This window comes from Hydrogenophaga taeniospiralis CCUG 15921 (assembly GCF_001592305.1).
In the GTDB taxonomy this organism is placed as follows: domain Bacteria; phylum Pseudomonadota; class Gammaproteobacteria; order Burkholderiales; family Burkholderiaceae_C; genus Hydrogenophaga; species Hydrogenophaga taeniospiralis.
Genome location: NZ_BCWR01000013.1, coordinates 1 through 18,706, shown reverse-complemented (window position 1 = coordinate 18,706; position 18,706 = coordinate 1). Strand labels below are relative to the sequence as shown.

The 18,706-nt window shown below is 66.9% G+C and carries 16 protein-coding genes; 3 read left to right on the top strand and 13 right to left on the bottom strand.

Features of this window, described 5'->3' with window-relative positions:
• Positions 1-26 precede the first annotated feature (26 nt).
• Positions 27-590, top strand: a complete 564-nt coding sequence (locus tag HTA01S_RS16430) for a hypothetical protein (RefSeq protein ID WP_068173825.1) — start codon at positions 27-29, stop codon at positions 588-590.
• Positions 587-1,096 (top strand): hypothetical protein, encoded by a 510-nt coding sequence (locus tag HTA01S_RS16425; RefSeq protein ID WP_068173824.1) that lies wholly within the window; start codon positions 587-589, stop codon positions 1,094-1,096. Before HTA01S_RS16430 ends, HTA01S_RS16425 begins: the two co-directional genes overlap by 4 nt.
• 31 nt (positions 1,097-1,127) lie before the next feature.
• Here HTA01S_RS16425 and dgoD read toward each other — a convergent pair whose 3' ends face one another.
• The 13 genes from dgoD to HTA01S_RS16360 form a co-directional block, all read right to left on the bottom strand.
• Positions 1,128-2,276, bottom strand: coding sequence for a galactonate dehydratase (gene dgoD, locus HTA01S_RS16420; protein ID WP_068173823.1), 1,149 nt, complete (start codon positions 2,274-2,276; stop codon positions 1,128-1,130).
• 41 nt (positions 2,277-2,317) lie between these two features.
• Positions 2,318-2,962, bottom strand: a complete 645-nt coding sequence (locus HTA01S_RS16415; protein ID WP_068173822.1) for a 2-dehydro-3-deoxy-6-phosphogalactonate aldolase — start codon at positions 2,960-2,962, stop codon at positions 2,318-2,320.
• 34 nt (positions 2,963-2,996) lie between these two features.
• Positions 2,997-3,971: a 2-dehydro-3-deoxygalactonokinase gene (locus HTA01S_RS16410; protein ID WP_068173821.1), complete on the bottom strand. Its 975-nt coding sequence runs from the start codon at positions 3,969-3,971 to the stop codon at positions 2,997-2,999.
• Positions 3,972-4,106: 135 nt separating this feature from the next.
• Positions 4,107-5,039 carry a dihydrodipicolinate synthase family protein gene (locus HTA01S_RS16405; protein WP_068173820.1) on the bottom strand — a complete coding sequence of 311 codons (933 nt, stop codon included), beginning with the start codon at positions 5,037-5,039 and terminating at the stop codon, positions 4,107-4,109.
• Between the two features lie 7 nt (positions 5,040-5,046).
• Positions 5,047-6,780: an IlvD/Edd family dehydratase gene (locus HTA01S_RS16400; protein ID WP_068173819.1), complete on the bottom strand. Its 1,734-nt coding sequence runs from the start codon at positions 6,778-6,780 to the stop codon at positions 5,047-5,049.
• 32 nt (positions 6,781-6,812) lie between these two features.
• A complete protein-coding gene (gene yjfF / locus HTA01S_RS16395; RefSeq protein WP_068173818.1) occupies positions 6,813-7,850 on the bottom strand; it encodes a galactofuranose ABC transporter, permease protein YjfF in 1,038 nt (345 codons plus the stop codon).
• A gap of 11 nt (positions 7,851-7,861) precedes the next feature.
• On the bottom strand, positions 7,862-8,887 hold the full coding sequence (locus HTA01S_RS16390; protein ID WP_068173817.1) for an ABC transporter permease: 1,026 nt from the start codon (positions 8,885-8,887) through the stop codon (positions 7,862-7,864).
• Between the two features lies 1 nt (position 8,888).
• A complete protein-coding gene (locus HTA01S_RS16385) occupies positions 8,889-10,415 on the bottom strand; it encodes a sugar ABC transporter ATP-binding protein (protein WP_068173816.1) in 1,527 nt (508 codons plus the stop codon).
• A 12-nt stretch (positions 10,416-10,427) separates the two neighbouring features.
• The gene (gene mmsB, locus HTA01S_RS16380) at positions 10,428-11,669 is read right to left on the bottom strand and encodes a multiple monosaccharide ABC transporter permease (RefSeq protein ID WP_068173815.1); all 1,242 of its coding nucleotides are present in this window, start codon (positions 11,667-11,669) and stop codon (positions 10,428-10,430) included.
• Position 11,670: 1 nt separating this feature from the next.
• Complete coding sequence (mmsA, locus tag HTA01S_RS16375) at positions 11,671-13,188, bottom strand: multiple monosaccharide ABC transporter ATP-binding protein (protein ID WP_068173814.1); 1,518 nt, start codon at positions 13,186-13,188, stop codon at positions 11,671-11,673.
• Between the two features lie 102 nt (positions 13,189-13,290).
• Positions 13,291-14,361 carry a multiple monosaccharide ABC transporter substrate-binding protein gene (chvE, locus tag HTA01S_RS16370; RefSeq protein WP_068173813.1) on the bottom strand — a complete coding sequence of 357 codons (1,071 nt, stop codon included), beginning with the start codon at positions 14,359-14,361 and terminating at the stop codon, positions 13,291-13,293.
• 75 nt (positions 14,362-14,436) lie between these two features.
• The gene (locus HTA01S_RS16365) at positions 14,437-15,402 is read right to left on the bottom strand and encodes an ABC transporter substrate-binding protein (RefSeq protein WP_068173860.1); all 966 of its coding nucleotides are present in this window, start codon (positions 15,400-15,402) and stop codon (positions 14,437-14,439) included.
• 46 nt (positions 15,403-15,448) lie between these two features.
• The gene (locus HTA01S_RS16360) at positions 15,449-16,900 is read right to left on the bottom strand and encodes an aldehyde dehydrogenase family protein (RefSeq protein WP_068173812.1); all 1,452 of its coding nucleotides are present in this window, start codon (positions 16,898-16,900) and stop codon (positions 15,449-15,451) included.
• Between the two features lie 122 nt (positions 16,901-17,022).
• Here HTA01S_RS16360 and HTA01S_RS16355 point away from each other — a divergent pair, with 122 nt between their 5' ends.
• Positions 17,023-17,982, top strand: a complete 960-nt coding sequence (locus HTA01S_RS16355) for a LysR substrate-binding domain-containing protein (protein ID WP_068173811.1) — start codon at positions 17,023-17,025, stop codon at positions 17,980-17,982.
• The last annotated feature ends 724 nt before the right edge of the window (positions 17,983-18,706 follow it).

Sequence of the window (18,706 nt, the reverse complement as noted above, 5' to 3'; positions counted from 1 at the left end):
TCTGGATCCGGCGTCCCGGTCGGCCCATGGCCTCGGTGACCGCACCCACGACGCTGCCCTTGCAGGCGTTGCTGCGCAAGGTGGAAGAGGCGCTTCAGGCGGATGCACCCGGGTCGCGCTGTCGCGTCCACATCAGTTTGAGCGCGCAGTTGTGCCCGCCGGTGGTCTTTGAGGCGCCCAAAGGCATCCGCTGGAAAGAACGGGCCTGGATCGCACAGCGCAAGGCGGCATTGCATTGGGGGCTGGCTGCCGAGCAGGCCGACAAGATGGCCTGTGTGCTTTCACCCACGGTGCATGGCCTGGCGGCGGCGATGCCTGGCGCCATGCTGGAACTGATTCGCCAATGGGTGGGGAGCCAGGGGTGGCAATGCGTCGCCGTGGAACCCATGTGGTCGCACTTGACCCTTGCCCATCGACAGCTGTTGCGCCATGCCTCCGGTCTTGAGTTGCTGGAGCCGGATGGCGGGCCGGTGGTGCTGGGGGCTGGTGTCGATGGCGCGCGCGTGCGGCTGGGCTGGACATCCCGCAGCGGTGATCCGGCGAGCAGCACGGGTGGCTGGAAGTCCTGTTTTGAGGCGGATGCGACATGAAGCCGCTGCACATTCACTTTGTGACCCGGCGGCCGCGTTTTCTGGCGGCTGCCATGGTGGTCGTCTTGCTGCTGGCGCTGTCTGCGGGGGCGTGGCTGGAGTGGCGGGCCAGGGCGGCGCGAGCCGACGTGCAGAAGCAGATGGCAGAGCTCAATGCGAACATTCGGGGAGCCTTGGAGGTGCGGAAACCCGAGGGTTCTCCGCAGGCAGAGCCACCCTGGGTTCAAGAGGCCGATGCCACGCTGCGCCACGACTGGAATCGATTGATGGGGGGGCTCGAAGGCATTGTCTTGCCTGGTGTACGACTGCTGTCGGTACAGGCCGGCACCTATCCTGACCAGGTTCGGGTCGAATACCAATTGGACGGATGGACGCGTGTGGCGGAGTTGTCCTATGCGCTGAACCACATGAAGGCTTCATCGGGGCACTGGTCCTTGATCTCCGTGGGCGCGTCGAACAGCCAGACCTCGTCGAGTCCCGGGATTCGGGCGGTCTGGGAGCGTTGAACGAGGGCCTGGACGCCAGCCCGGCGGCCCCTCACCACTCCGCGAAACTGCCGTCCTTGTGGCGCCAGATCGGGTTGCGCCAGCGGTGGCCTTCGGCCGCGCGTTCGCGCACGTAGGCTTCGTTGACCTCGATGCCCAGACCGGGGCCGGTCGGGATCGTGACCATGCCGTCCTCGTAGGCGAAGACCTCGGGGTTGCTCACGTAGTCCAGCAGGTCGTTGGCGGCGTTGTAGTGGATGCCCAGGCTCTGCTCCTGGATGAAGGCGTTGTAGCAACCCGCGTCGATCTGCAGGTTGGCCGCCAGCGCGATGGGGCCGAGCGGGCAGTGCAGCGCCAGCGCCACGTCGTAGGCCTCGGCCATGGCTGCGATCTTGCGGGTCTCGGTGATGCCGCCCGCGTGCGAGGGGTCGGGCTGGATGATATCCACATAGCCCTCGGACAGGATGCGCTTGAAGTCCCAGCGCGTGTACAGCCGCTCGCCCAGCGCGATGGGCATGGTCGCCACGTGGGCCAGCTCCTTGAGCGCCTCGTGGTGTTCGCTCAGCACCGGCTCTTCGACGAACATGAGTTTGTAGGGTTCCAGTTCGCGCAGCAGCACCTTGGCCATGGGCTTGTGCACGCGCCCGTGGAAGTCCACGCCGATGCCCACGTTGGGGCCCACGGCTTCGCGCACGGCCGCCACGTTGGCCAGGCAGCGCTCCACCTTGTCGTGGCTGTCGATGAACTGCAGTTCCTCGGTGCCGTTCATCTTGACGGCGGTGAAGCCACGCCCAACGGCCGCCTTGGCAGCGGCGGCGGTGTCGCTGGGGCGGTCGCCGCCGATCCAGCTGTAGACGCGGATGCGGTCGCGCACGCTGCCGCCCAGCAGCTCGGACACCGGCACACCCAGGGCCTTGCCCTTGATGTCCCACAGTGCTTGGTCGATGCCGGCGAGTGCGCTCATGTGGATGCCGCCGCCGCGGTAGAAGCCGCCGCGGTACATCACGGTCCAGTGGTCTTCGATGTGGCGCGGGTCCTTGCCGACCAGGTAATCGGCGAGTTCCTCGACCATGGCGGCCACCGTGTGGGCTCGGCCTTCCAGCACCGGCTCACCCCAGCCGACGATGCCTTCGTCGGTCTCGATCTTCAGGAAACACCAGCGCGGTGGCACCAGGAACGTGGTCAGTCGGGTGATCTTCATGGAAACGTGCTCGTCGGGAATGGGGTGAGGGTTTTGAAGGGTCAGGCGCCGGGGCAGGCCAGGCGCCAGGCCTGCATGAACGCGGCGGCGTGGCGGGCCACGTCGGCGGCGCTGTCGCCGGGGCGGTACAGGGCCGAGCCCAGGCCGAAACCGCTGGCACCAGCGGCGGCATAGGGCGCGATGCTCTCGGGCGTGATGCCGCCCACGGGCACCAGGGCCACCGGGGGCTTGAGCACGGCGCGCCAGGCTTTCAGCACGGCGGGGCTCAGGGCTTCAGCGGGAAACAGTTTGAGGATGTCCGCGCCCGCGGCCAGCGCGGCGTAGGCCTCGGTCAGGGTGGCCACGCCGGGCGCGCAGGCCATGCCGGCTGCCTTGGCCGCGCGGATCACCGCCGGGTCGCTGTGCGGCATGACCACGATCTGCCCGCCCGCGGCGGCCACGTCGGCACAGGCCTGCGCCGAGATGACCGTGCCGGCGCCCACCAGGGCATCGGCCGGCAAGGCGTCGCGCAGGGCGCGGATGCTGGCCAGCGGATCGGGTGAGTTCAGCGGAACTTCAATGATGCGAAAGCCCGCGTCGTACAAGGCGCGGCCGATGGCGATGGCCTCTTCGGGCCGCAGGCCACGCAGGATGGCGATCAGGCCGCACTCGGACAGGGCCTGGTGAAAGGAGCGGGGGATGTTCATGTCGGTGTTCCAGGGCGGCGGCGCGGGGGGCGCTTCATACCAATTCAGCGGCCTGGGCGATGCGCCACAGGCCCAGGGGCGTCACGCCGGAACGGATCTCGGGCGTCGGCAGGCCCTGCGCTTCCAGCGCGGTCGCGTAGCGCAGGCACAGCTCCGGTTCGCCGCACAGCACCACCGCCGGACCGTCCCGCAGGGCGGGCGCCAGCGCCGCCACCTCGTGCCCGATCAGCAGCCCCGACAGGTAGTCGGGCTGGGCGCTGCCGGGGAGCTGGCGGGTGAGCCCCAGGGTGCGCACGCTGAAGACGGTGGAGAGTACGCCCAAAGCGCCCAGTTTGGAGCACGCCACGCGCAGGCCGCGCGCGAAGGCCGGTTCGTCCTGCGGCCCGCCCAGCTCCATGGTGCGGCCCAGGATGGTGTGTTGGGAGAGCGCGGCGTACACCTCACCGGTCATGAAGGTCTCGAAGCGGGTGACGGCGCCGTCCTCGACCCAAGCCCATTTGGTGTGCGTGCCCGGCAGGCCGATCAGCAGCCGCGACGGCGTGTGGCGCCCGTTCGCCCGGCTTTGCAGCACGCCCATGATCTGGGTCTCTTCGCCGCGCATCACATTGGGCAGCTCGCCGGCCTGCAGCAGGCCCGGCACCACGTGCAGCGGCTGGCCACCGGGGCGTTCGATCCGTGTCACCGCTTCCGCCAGATCGGCCTCGCGGCTGGGCAGCGGCTGGTAGGGCGCTTCGCGCCAGCCCTGTGCGCTGCCGACCATGCCGCAGGCGATCAGCGGGGCGGACGGGTGGTCGGCCAGCCAGTCGCCGCACAGCGCCTGCAGCGCCTGCTCGAAGGCGGCGGCCGGTGAGTCGACACCGGGGCCGGCGGGCAGGTGCATCACACCGTGTTCGCTGCGCCGCGCGGCCAGCACCGCGCCGTGCGCCCCCATGGCATAGGCACGCAGCGAACTGGTGCCCCAGTCGAGAGCGATCAGCACGGGTGTTTCGAGCAGTTCGGTTGGGTTCATATCACTTTCTCAAAGAACTGGCCGGAGCACAGCGACTCCGCCCAGGGCACCCGTGGAACCGGCTTCGCCGGGCCACCAGGTGCGTCCCCCCTTTTGGGGGAAGACGCGAAGCGGCGCAGGGGGGGCTCATACCTCTCAGCGTCCCCAGCGGAGCACGAGCGGGTCGAGCCGGCGTGCGATGTCCAACAGCCCGCGCCGCACCTCGGGGTGCATGGGCGGGAAGGGGTGGCGGCCGGCTTCGCAGGCGATCACGCCGCCGGCTTTCATCAGGGCCTTGGCCGTGAGGATGCCGCCCTGGCGGTTTTCGTGGTTGATCAGCGGCAGCCAGCGCTGGTAGAGCGCGAAGGCCAGGTCGTGGTTGCCCAGGCGGTGGGCTTCGATGATGGGGCGGATGCCGTCGGGGAAGGCGCCGCCGGTCATGGCGCCAGTGGCGCCGGCGTCCAGGTCGGCCAGCAGGGTGATGGCTTCTTCGCCATCCCACGGGCCTTCAATGGCGTCACCGCCCAGGCGGATCAGTTCGCGCAGCTTGCTCGCGGCGCCCGGCGTCTCGATCTTGAAGTAGGCGAGCTGTTCGATCTCCTGCGCCATGCGCGCGAGGAAGGGGGCCGAGAGCACGGTGCCGCTGGCCGGCGCGTCCTGCACCATGATGGGAATGGAAATGGCGTCGGACACGCGCGCATAGAACTCGTGGATCAGCGGCTCGGGCACGCGGAAGGTGGCGCCGTGGTAGGGCGGCATCACCATGACCATGGCCGCGCCCATGTCCTGCGCGCGCTTGCTGCGCGCGGCGCAGACCGCGGTGCCGTAGTGCGTGGTGGTCACGATCACCGGCACGCGCCCGGCCACGTGTTCCAGCGACAAGCGGGTCAGGGTCTCGCGCTCGTCGTCGGACAGCGAGAACTGCTCGGAGAAATTGGCCAGGATGCACAGGCCGTCCACCCCGGCGTCGATCATGAAGTCGAGGCAGCGTTTCTGGCTCTCCAGATCGAGCGTGCCGTCCTCGTGGAAGGTGGTGGGCACGACGGGGAAGATGCCGCGGTAGCGCGGCGTGCGGGCAGAAGAGGTCATGATCAGATCAGTGGGAGTGACGGGGAACCGCCGAGCCGCGGCAGCCGACGAGGAAATCGAAATCGCAGCCTTCGTCGGCCTGCAGCACGTGGTCCACGTACAGGCGCTGGTAGCCGCCGCGCCCACCCATGTCGGTGTTGTCCAGCGCGGCCAGGCGCTCGGCCAGTTCGGCGTCGCTGATGTCCAGGTGCAGGCGGCCCTCGGCGCAGTCGAGTTCGATGAAGTCGCCGTCGCGCACGGCGGCCAGCGGGCCACCGGCGGCGGCCTCGGGCGCCACGTGCAGCACCACGGTGCCGTAGGCCGTGCCGCTCATGCGCGCGTCGGAGATGCGCACCATGTCCTTGATGCCCTGGCGCAGCAGCTTCGGCGGCAGGCCCATGTTGCCCACCTCGGCCATGCCGGGGTAGCCGCGCGGGCCGCAGTTTTTCATCACCATCACGCAGCTGGCGTCGATGTCCAGGCTCTCATCGACGATGCGTTCCTTGTAGTGCTCCAGGTTTTCGAACACCACGGCACGGCCCCGGTGCTTGAGCAGCTCGGGCGAGGCCGCCGAGGGCTTGAGCACGGCGCCGCGCGGCGCCAGGTTGCCGCGCAGGATGCAGATGCCGCCGTCGGCGATGAGCGGGTTGTCCAGCGTGCGGATCACCTCGTCGTTGTACTGCGGGGCCTCGCGCACGTTGTCCCACATGCTTTTGCCGTTGACGGTGAGCGCGTCGGGGTGCGGCAGCAAGTTGTTTTCGCCCAGGCGGCGCAGCACGGCGGGCAGGCCGCCGGCGTAATAGAACTCTTCCATGAGGAAGCGGCCCGAGGGCTGCAGATCCACCAGGGTGGGCGTGCCCTGGCCGATGCGCGTCCAGTCCTCCAGCTCCAGTTGCACGCCGATGCGGCCCGCGATGGCTTTCAGGTGGATCACCGCGTTGGTCGAACCGCCGATGGCTGCGTTGGTGCGGATGGCGTTTTCAAACGCTTCGCGCGTGAGGATCTTCGAGAGCGTGAGCCCTTCGTGGGCCATCTCCACGATGCGTTTGCCCGACATGTGGGCCAGCACATAACGGCGTGAATCCACTGCCGGGATGGCCGCGTTGTGGGGCAGCGAAGTGCCCAGCGCCTCGGCCATGCAGGCCATGGTGCTGGCCGTGCCCATGGTGTTGCAGGTGCCGGCCGAGCGCGACATGCCGGCTTCGGCTGCGAAGAACTGGTGTTCGTTGATTTCACCGGCCTTCAGCGATTCGTGCAGGCGCCACACGGCCGTGCCCGAGCCGATGTCCTTGCCGTCGAGCTTGCCGTTGAGCATGGGGCCGCCCGTGACCACGATGGCCGGCACGTCGCAGCTGGCCGCGCCCATCAGCAGGGCGGGCGTGGTCTTGTCGCAGCCCACCAGCAGCACCACGGCGTCGATGGGGTTGCCGCGGATGGCTTCTTCCACGTCCATGCTGGCGAGGTTGCGCGTGAGCATGGCGGTGGGGCGCAGGTTGGATTCACCGTTGGAGAACACCGGGAACTCGACCGGAAAACCGCCCGCCTCGTAGATGCCGCGCTTGACGTGTTCGGCGATTTTGCGGAAGTGCGCGTTGCAGGGCGTGAGCTCGCTCCAGGTGTTGCAGATGCCAATGATGGGGCGGCCGTCGAACTCGTGGTCGGGGATGCCCTGGTTCTTCATCCAGCTGCGGTACATGAAGCCGTTTTTGTCGGCGGTGCCGAACCATTCGGTGGAGCGGAGTTTGCGCTTGGGGGTGGTCATGGTGGGGTGTTGGGTTCGGGAAGAGGGGGAAGTCAGGACCGCTTGGACGCGCGGTGCGTCAGCAGGCGTTGCAGCAGGCAGAAAACGAACAGCAGGACGCCGACGACGATGCGCGTCCACCAGGAACTCAGCGTGCCGTCAAACGAGATCAGGGTCTGGATGATCCCGAGCATCAGCACGCCAAACAGCGTGCCGGCCATGTAACCCACGCCGCCGGTGAGCAGGGTGCCGCCGATCACCACGGCGGCGATCGCGTCCAGCTCCATGCCCACGGCATGCAGGCCGTAACCCGAGAGCATGTAGAAGGTGAACACCACGCCGGCCAGCGCCGAGCAGAAGCCCGAGAGCGTGTACACGCCCACCAGCGTGCGGCGCACCGGCAGGCCCATCAGCACGGCCGACTGCTCGTTGCCGCCCACGGCGTAGACCGTGCGGCCAAACGGCGTGTTGTGCGCGATGAACACCGCGGCCAGCAGCACCACGATGGCGATCACCGCGCCCAGCGAGAGCGAGGCGTCTTCCCACAGCGGCAGGCGCCACTGCGCCAGTTCCGAATAGGGCTCGTTGGAGATGCTGATCGAGTCGATGCTGATGAGGTAACACAGGCCGCGCGCGAGGAACATGCCCGCCAGCGTGACGATGAAGGGCTGCAGCCGGAAGCGCTCGATCAGGAAACCCATGAAGGCGCCGAAGGCCGTGCCCATGAGCAGCACCAGCGGAATCGCCTGCCACGCGCTCCAGCCGTGGTGCTCCACCAGCGCGGCCAGCACCATGGTGCTCAGCGCCACCACCGAACCCACCGAGAGGTCGATGCCGCCCGAGAGGATCACGAAGGTCATGCCCACCGCGACGATGATCAGAAAAGAGTTGTCGATCAGCAGGTTGAGGAACACCTGGGCCGAGAAGAAGCCGGTGTAGAGCACCGAGCCCATGGTGGCCATGGCCACGAACAGCGAGATGGTGGCGATCAGCGGCAGGAACTTGGGGTTCAGGCGCGAGCGCGTGGTCACGGTCTGCGGCATGGAGGGCGTCGCGGCGGCGTTGAACGAAGGATTCGGCACCGCACTCATGGCTGCACTCCTCACACGCCGGGGCGGCGCACCAGCACGCCCACCTGGGCGCGGAACTCGGGCGACTGCAGCAGCATCACGACGAACACCACCACGGCCTTGACCACCAGGTTGATCTCGGGCGGCACGCCCAGCGAGTAGATGGCGTAGGTCAGGGTCTGGATGATGAGCGCACCGATCACGCTGCCCACCAGGCTGAAGCGCCCGCCGGTGAGCGCCGTGCCGCCCAGGGTCACGGCCAGGATGGCGTCGAGCTCCAGCAACTGGCCGGCGTTGTTGCCGTCGGCGCTTTTCACGTTGGAGCTGATGAGCAGGCCGGCGATGCCCGCGCACACGCCGCAGAAGGTGTAGGCGGCCACGATGAGGCGGCGCGATTGCACGCCGGCCACGCGCGCCGCCGTCGGGTTGATGCCCACGGCCTGCACGAACAGGCCCAGCGCCGTGCGCGTGACCGCGAGGTACAGCGCGGCGAACACGGTCGCCACGATGAACAGCGAGAACGGCAGACCGAGCAGGTAGCCCCCGCCCAGGAAGAAGAAGGGCTTGTAGTAGATGGTGATGATCTGCCCGTCGGTGATCAGCTGGGCGATGCCCCGGCCCGCCACCATCAGGATCAGCGTGGCGATGATGGGCTGCATGCCCACCTTGGCCACCAGCACGCCGTTCCACAGGCCGCACAGAGCGGCCACGCCGAGCGCACCCACGATGGCCAGCGGCATGGGGAAGCGGCTTTCCGTGCCCGCCACCGAGCCACCGATCATCCAGGCTGCCACCGCGGCCGCGATGGCCACCACCGCGCCCACCGAGATGTCGATGCCGCGCGTGGCGATCACCATCGTCATGCCCAGCGACACCAGCACCAGCGGCGCGGCGCGGTTCAGGATGTCGATCAGGCTGCCGTAGAGGTGGCCGTCGCGCCACTCGATGTGCAGGAAGCTGTCGTTGAACACCGTGTTCACGACCAGCAGCAGCGCCAGCGTGATCAGCGGCCAGGCCAGGCGGTGGCGCATCGCGGCGCTCAAGGTTGTGTGTGTCATGTCAAACGTGTTCTGCAGCAATGAGGTCGTACACAGCGTCTTCGCTGCTGCCCGCGGGCAGCTCGCCCACCAGGCGGCGGTCGCGTAGCACCACGATGCGGTGCGCCACACGCACCACCTCGCTCATTTCGGACGAGATGAACAGCACGGCCATGCCGGCCTGCGCCAGGCGCAGGATCTGTTCCATGATTTCCTGCTTGGCGGCCACGTCGATGCCGCGTGTGGGCTCGTCCAGGATCAAGAGGCGCGGTTCGATGGCGAGCCAGCGCGCCAGGATGGCCTTTTGCTGGTTGCCACCCGAGAGCAGGCCGATGGGCTTGTCCACGCTCTCGGTCTTGATGCCCAGCAGCTTCACGTAGCGCTCGGCCAGCGCGGTCTGTTCGGCGCGCGAGAGGAACTTGCCCACGCCCATGCGCGCCTGCAGCGCCAGCGCGATGTTCTCGCGCACCGAGAGCTCGGCCACGATGCCGTCGGTCTTGCGCTCTTCCGGGCACAGTGCCAAGCCGTGGCGGATCGCGTCCATGGGGTTGGAGAACGCCACCGCTTTTCCGTCGATGCGCAGCACGCCGCGGTCGGGCGACTCCAGGCCGAACAGCAGCCGCGCCAGCTCGGTGCGGCCCGCGCCCAGCAGGCCGGCCAGGCCCACCACCTCGCCCGCGCGCACCCGCAGGTCCACCGCCTGCAGCTGGCCGCTCTGGCCCAGGCCCTCGGCCTGCAGCAAGGCCGGGGTGACCTCGTCGAACACAGGTGAGACCGGCGCCTCGGTGGACTGCGCGGCCAGTTCGCGGCCCAGCATGGCCGCGATCAGCGCCTGCGCCGGCAGCTCGCCCACCGGCCATTCGCCCACCCAGCTGCCGTTGCGCAGCACGGTGATGCGGTCGGAGATGGCGTAGACCTGGTTCAGGAAGTGCGTGACGAAGACGATGGCCAGGCCCTCGTCGCGCAGGCGGCGCAGCACCTCGAACAGTTTCTGCACCTCGTCGTCGTCCAGGCTGGAGGTCGGCTCGTCCAGGATCAGCACGCGCGACTCGATGCTGAGCGCGCGCGCGATCGCCACCAGCTGCTGCACCGCCACGGGGTAGTCCGACAGCAGTCGCGTCACGTCGATGTCCAGCCCGATGCGCGCCACCAGTTCGCGCGCACGCCGGTTCAGCGTGGCCCAGTCGATGCGGAAACCCTGCGCGAGGCCCAGGCGCGGGTAGCGCCCGGCGAAGATGTTTTCCGCCACCGAGAGGTTGGGGCAGAGGTTGACCTCCTGGTACACCGTGCTGATGCCCAGGCGCTGGGCGGCCCGTGGCGAGTCGGGCCAGACCGATTCACCACCCAGGCGCATCTGCCCGCCACTGGCTTCGAGCACGCCAGTGAGCACCTTGATCAGCGTGGACTTGCCCGCGCCGTTCTGCCCCATCAGCGCATGGATCTCACCCGGGTACAGGCGCAGTTGCACATCGCGCAACACAGGGATGCCCGAGAACTGCTTGTGGATGCCCGTGAGTTCGAGCACGGGTGGGGCGGTGGTTGCGCTCATGGGTGAGCCACCTCAGGCTTTGTTTTTGTTGTAGACGTCGACCAGCACTGCGGCGAGCAGCACCACGCCCTTGATGACCTGCTGGTAGTCGATGCCGATGCCCAGGATGGACATGCCGTTGTTCATCACGCCCATGATGAAAGCGCCGATCACCGCGCCCATCACCTTGCCCACGCCGCCCGAGGCCGAGGCCCCGCCGATGAAGCAGGCGGCGATCACGTCGAGCTCGAAGCCCAGGCCGGCCTTGGGTGTGGCGGTGTTCAGCCGCGCGGCGAACACCAGCCCGGCCAGCGCGGCGAGCACGCCCATGTTGACGAAGGCGTAGAACGACAGCCGCTCGGTCTTGATGCCCGAGAGCTTGGCGGCCTTCTCGTTGCCGCCCATGGCGTAGATGCGGCGGCCGATGGTGGTGCGGCTGGTGACGAAGTCGAACAGCACGATCAGCAGCGCCATCACGATCAGCACGTTGGGCAGGCCCTTGTACGAGGCCAGCAGGTAGGCGAAATAGATCAGCAGCGCGGTGAACACGGCGGTCTTGATGAGGAAGAAGGCGGTGGGTTCGGCGTGCACACCGTGCTTGAGCCGGTTGGCGCGCGCGCGCACGCCGGCCACGGTCAGCGCCGCGGCCACCGCCACGCCCAGCAGCAGCGAGGTCAGGCGCAGACCTTCGGCGTCGAACAGGTCGGGGATGAAGCCCGAGCTGAGCATCTGGAAGGCGTCGGGGAAAGGGCCCACCGACTGGCCGGCCAGCAGCGCCAGCGCCAGGCCCTTGAACACCAGCATGCCCGCGAGCGTGACGATGAAGGAGGGGATGCGCGAGAAGGCCACGAACCAGCCTTGCGCCGCGCCGATCAGGCCACCGCAGAGCAGGCACACGATGGAGGCCGGCACGAAATGCCATTCGTATTCCACCATCAGCACCGCCGCCAGCGCGCCGATGAAGCCGCAGACAGAGCCCACCGAGAGGTCGATGTGGCCGGCCACGATCACCAGCAGCATGCCCAGCGCCATGATGACGATGTAGCTGTTCTGCAGCACCAGGTTGGTGAGGTTCAGCGGCTGCATCAACGTGCCGTCGGTCATGTACTGGAAGAAGCCCATGATGGCCACCAGCGTGATCAACATGCCGTACTCACGGAAGTTGTGCTTGAGGTGGTCCAGCGGCGACTTGCCGTGGTGGGCCACGGCTTCGGTGGGGGCCACGGCGGTGACGGTGGCGGGTGTGGCGGTGGTGGTGGGGGTCATCTGGCTCATATCAACTGGCTTTCACAATGGCGCGCATGATCTTTTCCTGGGAGGCTTCGGCCGTGGGCATCTCGGCCACAAAGCGGCCTTCGTTCATCACATAAATGCGGTCCGAGATGCCGAGCAGCTCGGGCATCTCCGAAGAAATCACGATCACGCACTTGCCCTCGGCCGCCATCTGGGCGATCAAGGTGTAGATCTCGTACTTGGCGCCCACGTCGATGCCGCGCGTGGGCTCGTCGAGGATCAGCACCTCGGGGTTGGTGAAGAGCCATTTGCTCAGCACCACCTTCTGCTGGTTGCCGCCCGAGAGGTTCACGGTCTTCTGGTCCACGCCCGAGCAGCGGATGCGCAGCTTCTCGCGGTAGCCTTCGGCCACCCGGTGCTCGCGCCCGTTGTCGATCACGGTGGCCGAGGACACACCGTCGAGGTTGGCCAGCGACACGTTGAACTGGATGTCTTCGCTGAGCACCAGGCCGTTGCCCTTGCGGTCTTCGGTGACGTAGGCCAGGCCGTGGCGCACGGCCTTTTCCACCGTGCTCACGTCGATGGGCTGGCCGTGCAGCAGCACCTCGCCGCTGATGCGGTGGCCCCAGGAGCGGCCAAAGATGCTCATGGCCAGCTCGGTGCGGCCCGCGCCCATGAGCCCGGCGATGCCCACGATCTCGCCGCGGCGCACCTGCAGGTCGATCCCCTTGATGAATTCGCGGTCGCTGTGGTGCGGGTGGTAGGCGCGCCAGTTGCGCACCTCGAACACGGTTTCGCCGATGTTGGGTTGGCGCCGGGGGTAGCGGTCGGCCATCTCGCGGCCCACCATGGCCTGGATCACGCGGTCTTCGCTGATGGCGCCGGCGCGGCAGTCGAGCGTCTCCACCGTGCTGCCGTCGCGCAGGATGGTGATGGAGTCGGCCACGCGGGAAATTTCGTTGAGCTTGTGCGAAATCAGGATGCAGGTGATGCCCTGGCCCTTGAGTTCGAGCAGGAGGTCGAGCAGCGCCTGGCTGTCGGTTTCGTTCAGGCTGGCGGTGGGCTCGTCCAGGATCAGCAGCTTGACCTGGCGCGACAGCGCCTTGGCGATCTCCACCAGCTGCTGCTTGCCCACGCCCAGGTGGGTGATCAGGGTTTCGGGTGACTCCTTGAGGCCGACCTTGCGCAGCAGCGCCTGCGTCTTGCTGTGCGCGGCCATCCAGTCGATCACGCCGTGGCGCGCCGTTTCGTTGCCCAGGAAGATGTTCTCCGCGATCGACAACAACGGCACCAGCGCGAGCTCCTGGTGGATGATGATCACCCCCAGGTGTTCGCTGTCGCGGATGTCGTCGAAGCGGCGTTCCTGCCCTTCGAAGACGATCTCGCCGTTGTAGCTGCCGTGGGGGTAGACCCCGGAGAGCACCTTCATCAGGGTTGATTTGCCGGCGCCGTTTTCACCCACGATGGCGTGGATCTCGCCCGCGCGCACGCGCAGGTTCACCTGGTTGAGCGCCACCACCCCGGGGAAGGTTTTGCGGATATCCCGCATTTCGAGCAACATGATCTGGGCTTGTCTGTAGAGGCCTGGGGTTCGCACCCGGAAAGGCCCGCCGCCCGCGTGGCCGTGTGGGCACGCGAGCGGCGGGAGTTCACCGGCGAGGGCTTACTTGATTTGCGATTCCTTGTAGTAGCCGCTGCCGACCAGCACCGGTTTCCAGTTGGAGCCGTCCACGGCCACCGGCTTGAGCAGGTAGGAGGGCACGACTTTCACGCCGTTGTTGTAGGTCTTGGTGTCGTTGATCTCGGGCTGCTTGCCCGAGAGCGTGGCGTCCACCATGTTGGCCGCGACCTTGGCCAGCTCACGCGTGTCCTTGAACACGGTCGAGTACTGCTCACCCTTGAGGATGGACTTGACCGAGGGGATTTCCGCGTCCTGGCCGCTGACCACCGGGCAGGGCTGTTGCGCCGTGCAGTAGCCCACGCCCTTGAGCGAGGACAGGATGCCGATCGACAGGCCGTCGTAGGGCGAGAGCACGGCGTGCACTTTTTCCGTGCCGTAGAAGGCCGAGAGCAGGTTGTCCATGCGGGCCTGCGCCACCGCGCCGTCCCAGCGCAGCGTGCCGACCTTGTTCATGCCCAGCTGCTTGCTGCGCACCACCAGCTTGCCGCTGTCGATGTACGGTTGCAGCACGCTCATGGCGCCGTCGTAGAAGAAGAAGGCGTTGTTGTCGTCGGGCGAGCCGCCGAAGAGTTCGATGTTGAACGGGCCCTTGCCCTGCTTCAGGCCGAGCTTGTCCACGATGGAGCCGGCCTGCAGCACGCCGACCTGGAAGTTGTCGAAGGTGGCGTAGTAGTCCACGTTCTTCGAACCCTTGATCAGGCGGTCATAGGCGATGACCTTGACGCCCTTGTCGGCCGCGCTCTGCAGCACGCGCGAGAGCGTGGTGCCGTCGATGGAGGCGATCACCAGCACCTTGACGCCCTTGGTGATCATGTTCTCGATCTGAGCGAGCTGGTTCGGGATGTCGTCGTCGGCGTATTGCAGATCGGTCTTGTAGCCACGCTCCTTGAGCACCTTGACCATGTTGTCGCCGTCGGCGATCCAGCGGGCCGAGGACTTGGTGGGCATCGAGATGCCGATGCTGCCTTTGTCCTGCGCCATCGCCAGGGGCGAGACGCCGACGGCGCCCAGGGCCAGGGCGGCCAGCGCGGCCTTGAGGGTTGCACGTTTCATGTATGTGTCTCCAGTCTTTCGGGAAAACGCACGCCCGGGAGGGCGCGCGGGGTTGAGGGCGATCCGGGGGCCGGATCAGTACTTGCGCTTGGGGAACTCCTGGGCGGCGACTTCCATCGGGAAGATGCCTTCTTCGGTCACGATGCGTTTCTGCACCGCCTTGCCGGCCTTGATGTCTTTCACGGCGGCCATCAGCTGCGGGCCCAACAGCGGGCTGCACTCCACCGACACGTTGAGCTTGCCCGCGATCATGGCTTCGAAGGCACCCTTGACGGCGTCGATGGAGATGATGGTGATGTCTTTGGCGGGCTTCATGCCGGCCTCTTCGATGGCCTGGATGGCGCCGATGGCCATGTCGTCGTTGTGCGCGTACAGCACGTTGATCTTCTTGCCTTCGGCCTTCAGGAAGGCTTCCATCACTTCCTTGCCCTTGGCGCGGGTGAAGTCACCGGTCTGGCTGCGGATGATCTTGAACTTCGGATCGGCCTTGATGATTTCCTCGAAACCCTTCTTGCGGTCGATGGCCGGGGCCGAGCCCACGGTGCCCTGCAGTTCGACGATGTTGACCTCGCCTTTCTGGTCCTTCATTTTTTCCACCAGCCAGCGGCCGGCCTTGCGGCCCTCTTCGACGAAGTCCGAACCCATGAAGGACACGTAGAGCGAGGTGTCCTTCACATTGACCGCGCGGTCGGTCAGCACCACCGGGATCTTGGCGGCCTTGGCTTCACGCAGCACGGTTTCCCAGCCCGACTCGACCACCGGCGAGAACGCGATCACGTCCACCTTCTGCGCGATGAAGGAGCGGATCGCCTTGATCTGGTTTTCCTGCTTCTGCTGGGCGTCGGAGAACTTCAGCTCGATGCCGGCTTCCTTGGCGGCCGACTTGATCGACTCGGTGTTGGCGGTGCGCCATTCGCTTTCGGCACCGACCTGGCTGAAGCCCAGCACGATGGGCTTCTGGGCCCAGGCGGCGGCGGGGAGCAGCCCGGCCAGCGGGGCGCAGGCGATGGCGGCGGCGAGGGTGCGACGGTTCAGTTTCATCATGTTGTCTCCTGGTTGATTGAGAAAGGCGCTTGCGGGAAACGGTTCAGGCCAGCATGTAGCCGGTCTTGACGGTGGTGTAGAACTCGACCGCGTAGCGGCCTTGTTCGCGCGAGCCGTGGCTCGATTCCTTGCGCCCACCGAAAGGCACATGGAAGTCCACGCCCGCCGTGGGCAGGTTGACCATGGTCATCCCGACCTCGGCGTGGCGTTTGAAGTGCATCGCGTATTTGAGCGAGGTGGTGCAGATGCCCGCGCACAGGCCGAAGGGCGTGTCGTTGGCCAGCACCAGCGCGTGTTCGTAGTCGTCGGCGCGCAGCACACAGGCCACCGGGCCAAAGATTTCTTCGCGTGCGACGCGGTGTTCGGGCTTGGCCAGGAACAGCGCCGGGCTCATGTAGTGTCCTGGCGTGGGTCGCTGCAGCAGGTCGCCGCCCCAGACATGTTCGGCCCCTTCGTTGCGCGCGATCTCGATGTAGGCCAGGTTCTGCTCCAGCTGGGCGCGGTCCACCACCGGCCCCATTTCGGTCCCCCGCTCCAGCGCGTGGCCCACCTTGAGCGTGCTCAGGCGCTGGCGCAGCTTGGCCACGAAGGCGTCGTGCACCTGGGCCTGCACGATCAGGCGGCTCGACGCCGTGCAGCGCTGGCCGGTGGAGAAATAGGAGCCCTGCAGCGCGCAGTCCACGGCCTGGTCGAGATCGGCGTCGGCCAGCACCACCAGCGGGTTCTTGCCGCCCATCTCCAGCTGCACCTTGGCGCGCCGCGCCGTGGCCGCCTTGAGGATGCGCTCGCCGGTGGAGACCGAGCCGGTGAAGCTCAGCGCGTTGACCAGCGGGTGGTCCACCAGCGTCTGGCCGACCTCGCGGCCGCTGCCCATGACCAGGTTGAACACGCCGGCGGGCAGGCCGCAGCGGCTGATGATCTCGGCCAGCGCCCAGCCGCAGGCCGGCACCAGCTCGGCCGGCTTGAACACCACGGTGTTGCCGTAGGCCAGGGCCGGCGCGATCTTCCAGGCGGGAATGGCGAAGGGGAAGTTCCAGGGCGCGATGATGCCCACCACGCCCACGGGTTCGCGCGTCACGTCCACCCGCACGCCCGGGCGCACCGAGGCGATGACCTCGCCCGGTATGCGCAGCGCCTCGCCGGCGAAAAATTTGAAGATCTGGCCGGCGCGCGCCACCTCGCCCACGCCTTCGGGCAAGGTTTTGCCTTCTTCACGTGCCAGCAGCGCGCCCAGCTCGTCCTTGCGCGCCAGCAGCTCGCTGCCGATCTGGTCGAGCACGTCGGCGCGGCGCTGCGGGCTGCTCTGGCTCCAGTGGGGCAGGGCGTCGGCGGCGGCGCGGATCGCCAGCTCGGTCTGGTTGCGGTCGGCCCGGGCGTATTCGGCCACCACCTCGCGGGTGTCGGACGGGTTGGTGCTCACCCCGGTGGTGGTGCCGATCTCCCAGCGCCCGTTGATGAAGTGCCGGGGGTTCTGCTGCATGTCGCCGAGTTTCATGGGTGCCCTTGACTTTTTGTCTCGGGCTGCAGTCTATGTGGGGTTTGTATATCAATCCAATCGTTTTTTGGACAAAATACATATCTATCCGAACATTCTGGAAAACCCCCAATCCTTCACCCATGAGCACCTACAACCACTGGTTCATCCGCGCCCGCCTCAAGACCCGCCAGCTGTTGTTGCTGGTGGCGCTGGCCGAGGAAGGCAACATCCACCGCGCGGCCCAGGTGCTCAGCATGACGCAGCCGGCCGCCTCCAAGCTGCTCAAGGATCTGGAGGACGTGCTGGAGGTGTCGCTGTTCGATCGCCTGCCCCGGGGCATGCGGCCCACCTGGTACGGCGAGACCATGATCCGCCACGCGCGCATGGCGCTGGCCAGCCTGAACCAGGCGCACGACGAGCTCAACGCGCTCAAGACCGGCCACTACGGGCAGGTGGGCATCGGCGCCATCACCTCACCCGGCCTCACCCTGCTGCCGGCGGCGGTGGCCCTGGTCAAACAGGAGCACCCCAGTCTGCGCATCTCGCTCGACATCGAGACCAGCCCGGTGCTGCTGGACCGGCTGGAGCAGGGCGCGCTCGACATCGTGGTGGGCCGGCTGTTCGCCGAGCACGACAAGACCCATCTGCGCTACGAACCGCTGACCGAAGAGCTGATCTGCGCCATCGCCCGCCCGGGCCACCCGCTCTCGGGCATGAGCGGGCTGACCCTGCGCGACGTGCTCGCGGCCGGCTGGATCGTGCCGCCCGCGGGCAGCGTGCTGCGCCACCGCTTCGACCTCATGTTCCAGCAGGACGGCCTGGCCCCGCCGATCAACACCATCGAGAGTTCGGCCCTGCTGTTCATCACGCGCATGCTGCAGCAGAGCGACATGGTGGCCGTGCTGGCGGCCGACGTGGCGCACTACTACGCCTCACACGGCCTCGTCACCGTGCTGCCGCTGGACATGCCCTGCCATATGGACGCCTTCGGCATCATCACCCGCACCGACCGCCTGCTCTCGCCCGCGGCCAAGGTGATGATGAAAGCGCTCAAGCAGACCAGCATGGCCCAGTATGGGCGGCGGCTGGAGCAGGATTAGTGCCGGTTTAACCCCCTCCCTGGTTTCATTGACGGTCAGCTCGCGACGGCGAAAACCCGGGGACGTCACGTCAAGCTGTTCGAAGCGAGTGCAACCGGGAGCTGGTTGCTTTGCGAGCTCACTTTCGTAAAGCAGTATTTCTTTCCATCAGACGGAATCGACCGTCCATCCAGTCCCCATGCCCGAGGTGTGGATGCAATGGTGCGTCGTCGATATGCTCGCGCCGCAACCCGTGTCTGATGTTGCTCGTTGGTCCGGGTTTAAGAGCCAACCATCAACGCATCCAGGGGGACCCATGCTGAAACAAACACGTGTTCAAGCGACTTCGAGGCCTTTTCGTTTCAGGCCTTTGGTGGTTGCGCTGGGATGTTGTTTTGTCGGTGTAGCAAGTCATGCGCAAGGGCAGAGCGTCGATACGCCCCCGGTTGGCTATATGTCCTGTGCCATAGAGGGGCAGCAGTGCAGTTTCAATGGCACTGCGAATGTGATCTATGGTGCAAGCAATACCTGGACCCGTCCCCGCCGCTTCACCAATGGCGTGAATTGCAGCAATGCCATTTTTGGTGATCCATTGATGGGGGTTTTGAAGGCCTGTTACGTCACGCCGACATCAGCCCCAGCTCGAGCCCAAGTTCCAGCCCCAGCCCCAGCCCCAGCCCCAGCCCCAGCCTCAGCCTCAGCCTCAGCCTCAGCCTCAGCCTCAGCCTCAGCCTCAGCCTCAGCC

Bases quoted from the DNA above. Each gene is read 5' to 3' on its own strand.
- HTA01S_RS16430 (WP_068173825.1), top strand. From the start codon at position 27: ATGGCCTCGGTGACCGCACCCACGACGCTGCCCTTGCAGGCGTTGCTG.
- HTA01S_RS16425 (WP_068173824.1), top strand. From the start codon at position 587: ATGAAGCCGCTGCACATTCACTTTGTGACCCGGCGGCCGCGTTTTCTG.
- dgoD (WP_068173823.1), bottom strand. From the start codon at position 2,276: ATGAAGATCACCCGACTGACCACGTTCCTGGTGCCACCGCGCTGGTGT.
- HTA01S_RS16415 (WP_068173822.1), bottom strand. From the start codon at position 2,962: ATGAACATCCCCCGCTCCTTTCACCAGGCCCTGTCCGAGTGCGGCCTG.
- HTA01S_RS16410 (WP_068173821.1), bottom strand. From the start codon at position 3,971: ATGAACCCAACCGAACTGCTCGAAACACCCGTGCTGATCGCTCTCGAC.
- HTA01S_RS16405 (WP_068173820.1), bottom strand. From the start codon at position 5,039: ATGACCTCTTCTGCCCGCACGCCGCGCTACCGCGGCATCTTCCCCGTC.
- HTA01S_RS16400 (WP_068173819.1), bottom strand. From the start codon at position 6,780: ATGACCACCCCCAAGCGCAAACTCCGCTCCACCGAATGGTTCGGCACC.
- yjfF (WP_068173818.1), bottom strand. From the start codon at position 7,850: ATGAGTGCGGTGCCGAATCCTTCGTTCAACGCCGCCGCGACGCCCTCC.
- HTA01S_RS16390 (WP_068173817.1), bottom strand. From the start codon at position 8,887: ATGACACACACAACCTTGAGCGCCGCGATGCGCCACCGCCTGGCCTGG.
- HTA01S_RS16385 (WP_068173816.1), bottom strand. From the start codon at position 10,415: ATGAGCGCAACCACCGCCCCACCCGTGCTCGAACTCACGGGCATCCAC.
- mmsB (WP_068173815.1), bottom strand. From the start codon at position 11,669: ATGAGCCAGATGACCCCCACCACCACCGCCACACCCGCCACCGTCACC.
- mmsA (WP_068173814.1), bottom strand. From the start codon at position 13,188: ATGTTGCTCGAAATGCGGGATATCCGCAAAACCTTCCCCGGGGTGGTG.
- chvE (WP_068173813.1), bottom strand. From the start codon at position 14,361: ATGAAACGTGCAACCCTCAAGGCCGCGCTGGCCGCCCTGGCCCTGGGC.
- HTA01S_RS16365 (WP_068173860.1), bottom strand. From the start codon at position 15,402: ATGAAACTGAACCGTCGCACCCTCGCCGCCGCCATCGCCTGCGCCCCG.
- HTA01S_RS16360 (WP_068173812.1), bottom strand. From the start codon at position 16,900: ATGAAACTCGGCGACATGCAGCAGAACCCCCGGCACTTCATCAACGGG.
- HTA01S_RS16355 (WP_068173811.1), top strand. From the start codon at position 17,023: ATGAGCACCTACAACCACTGGTTCATCCGCGCCCGCCTCAAGACCCGC.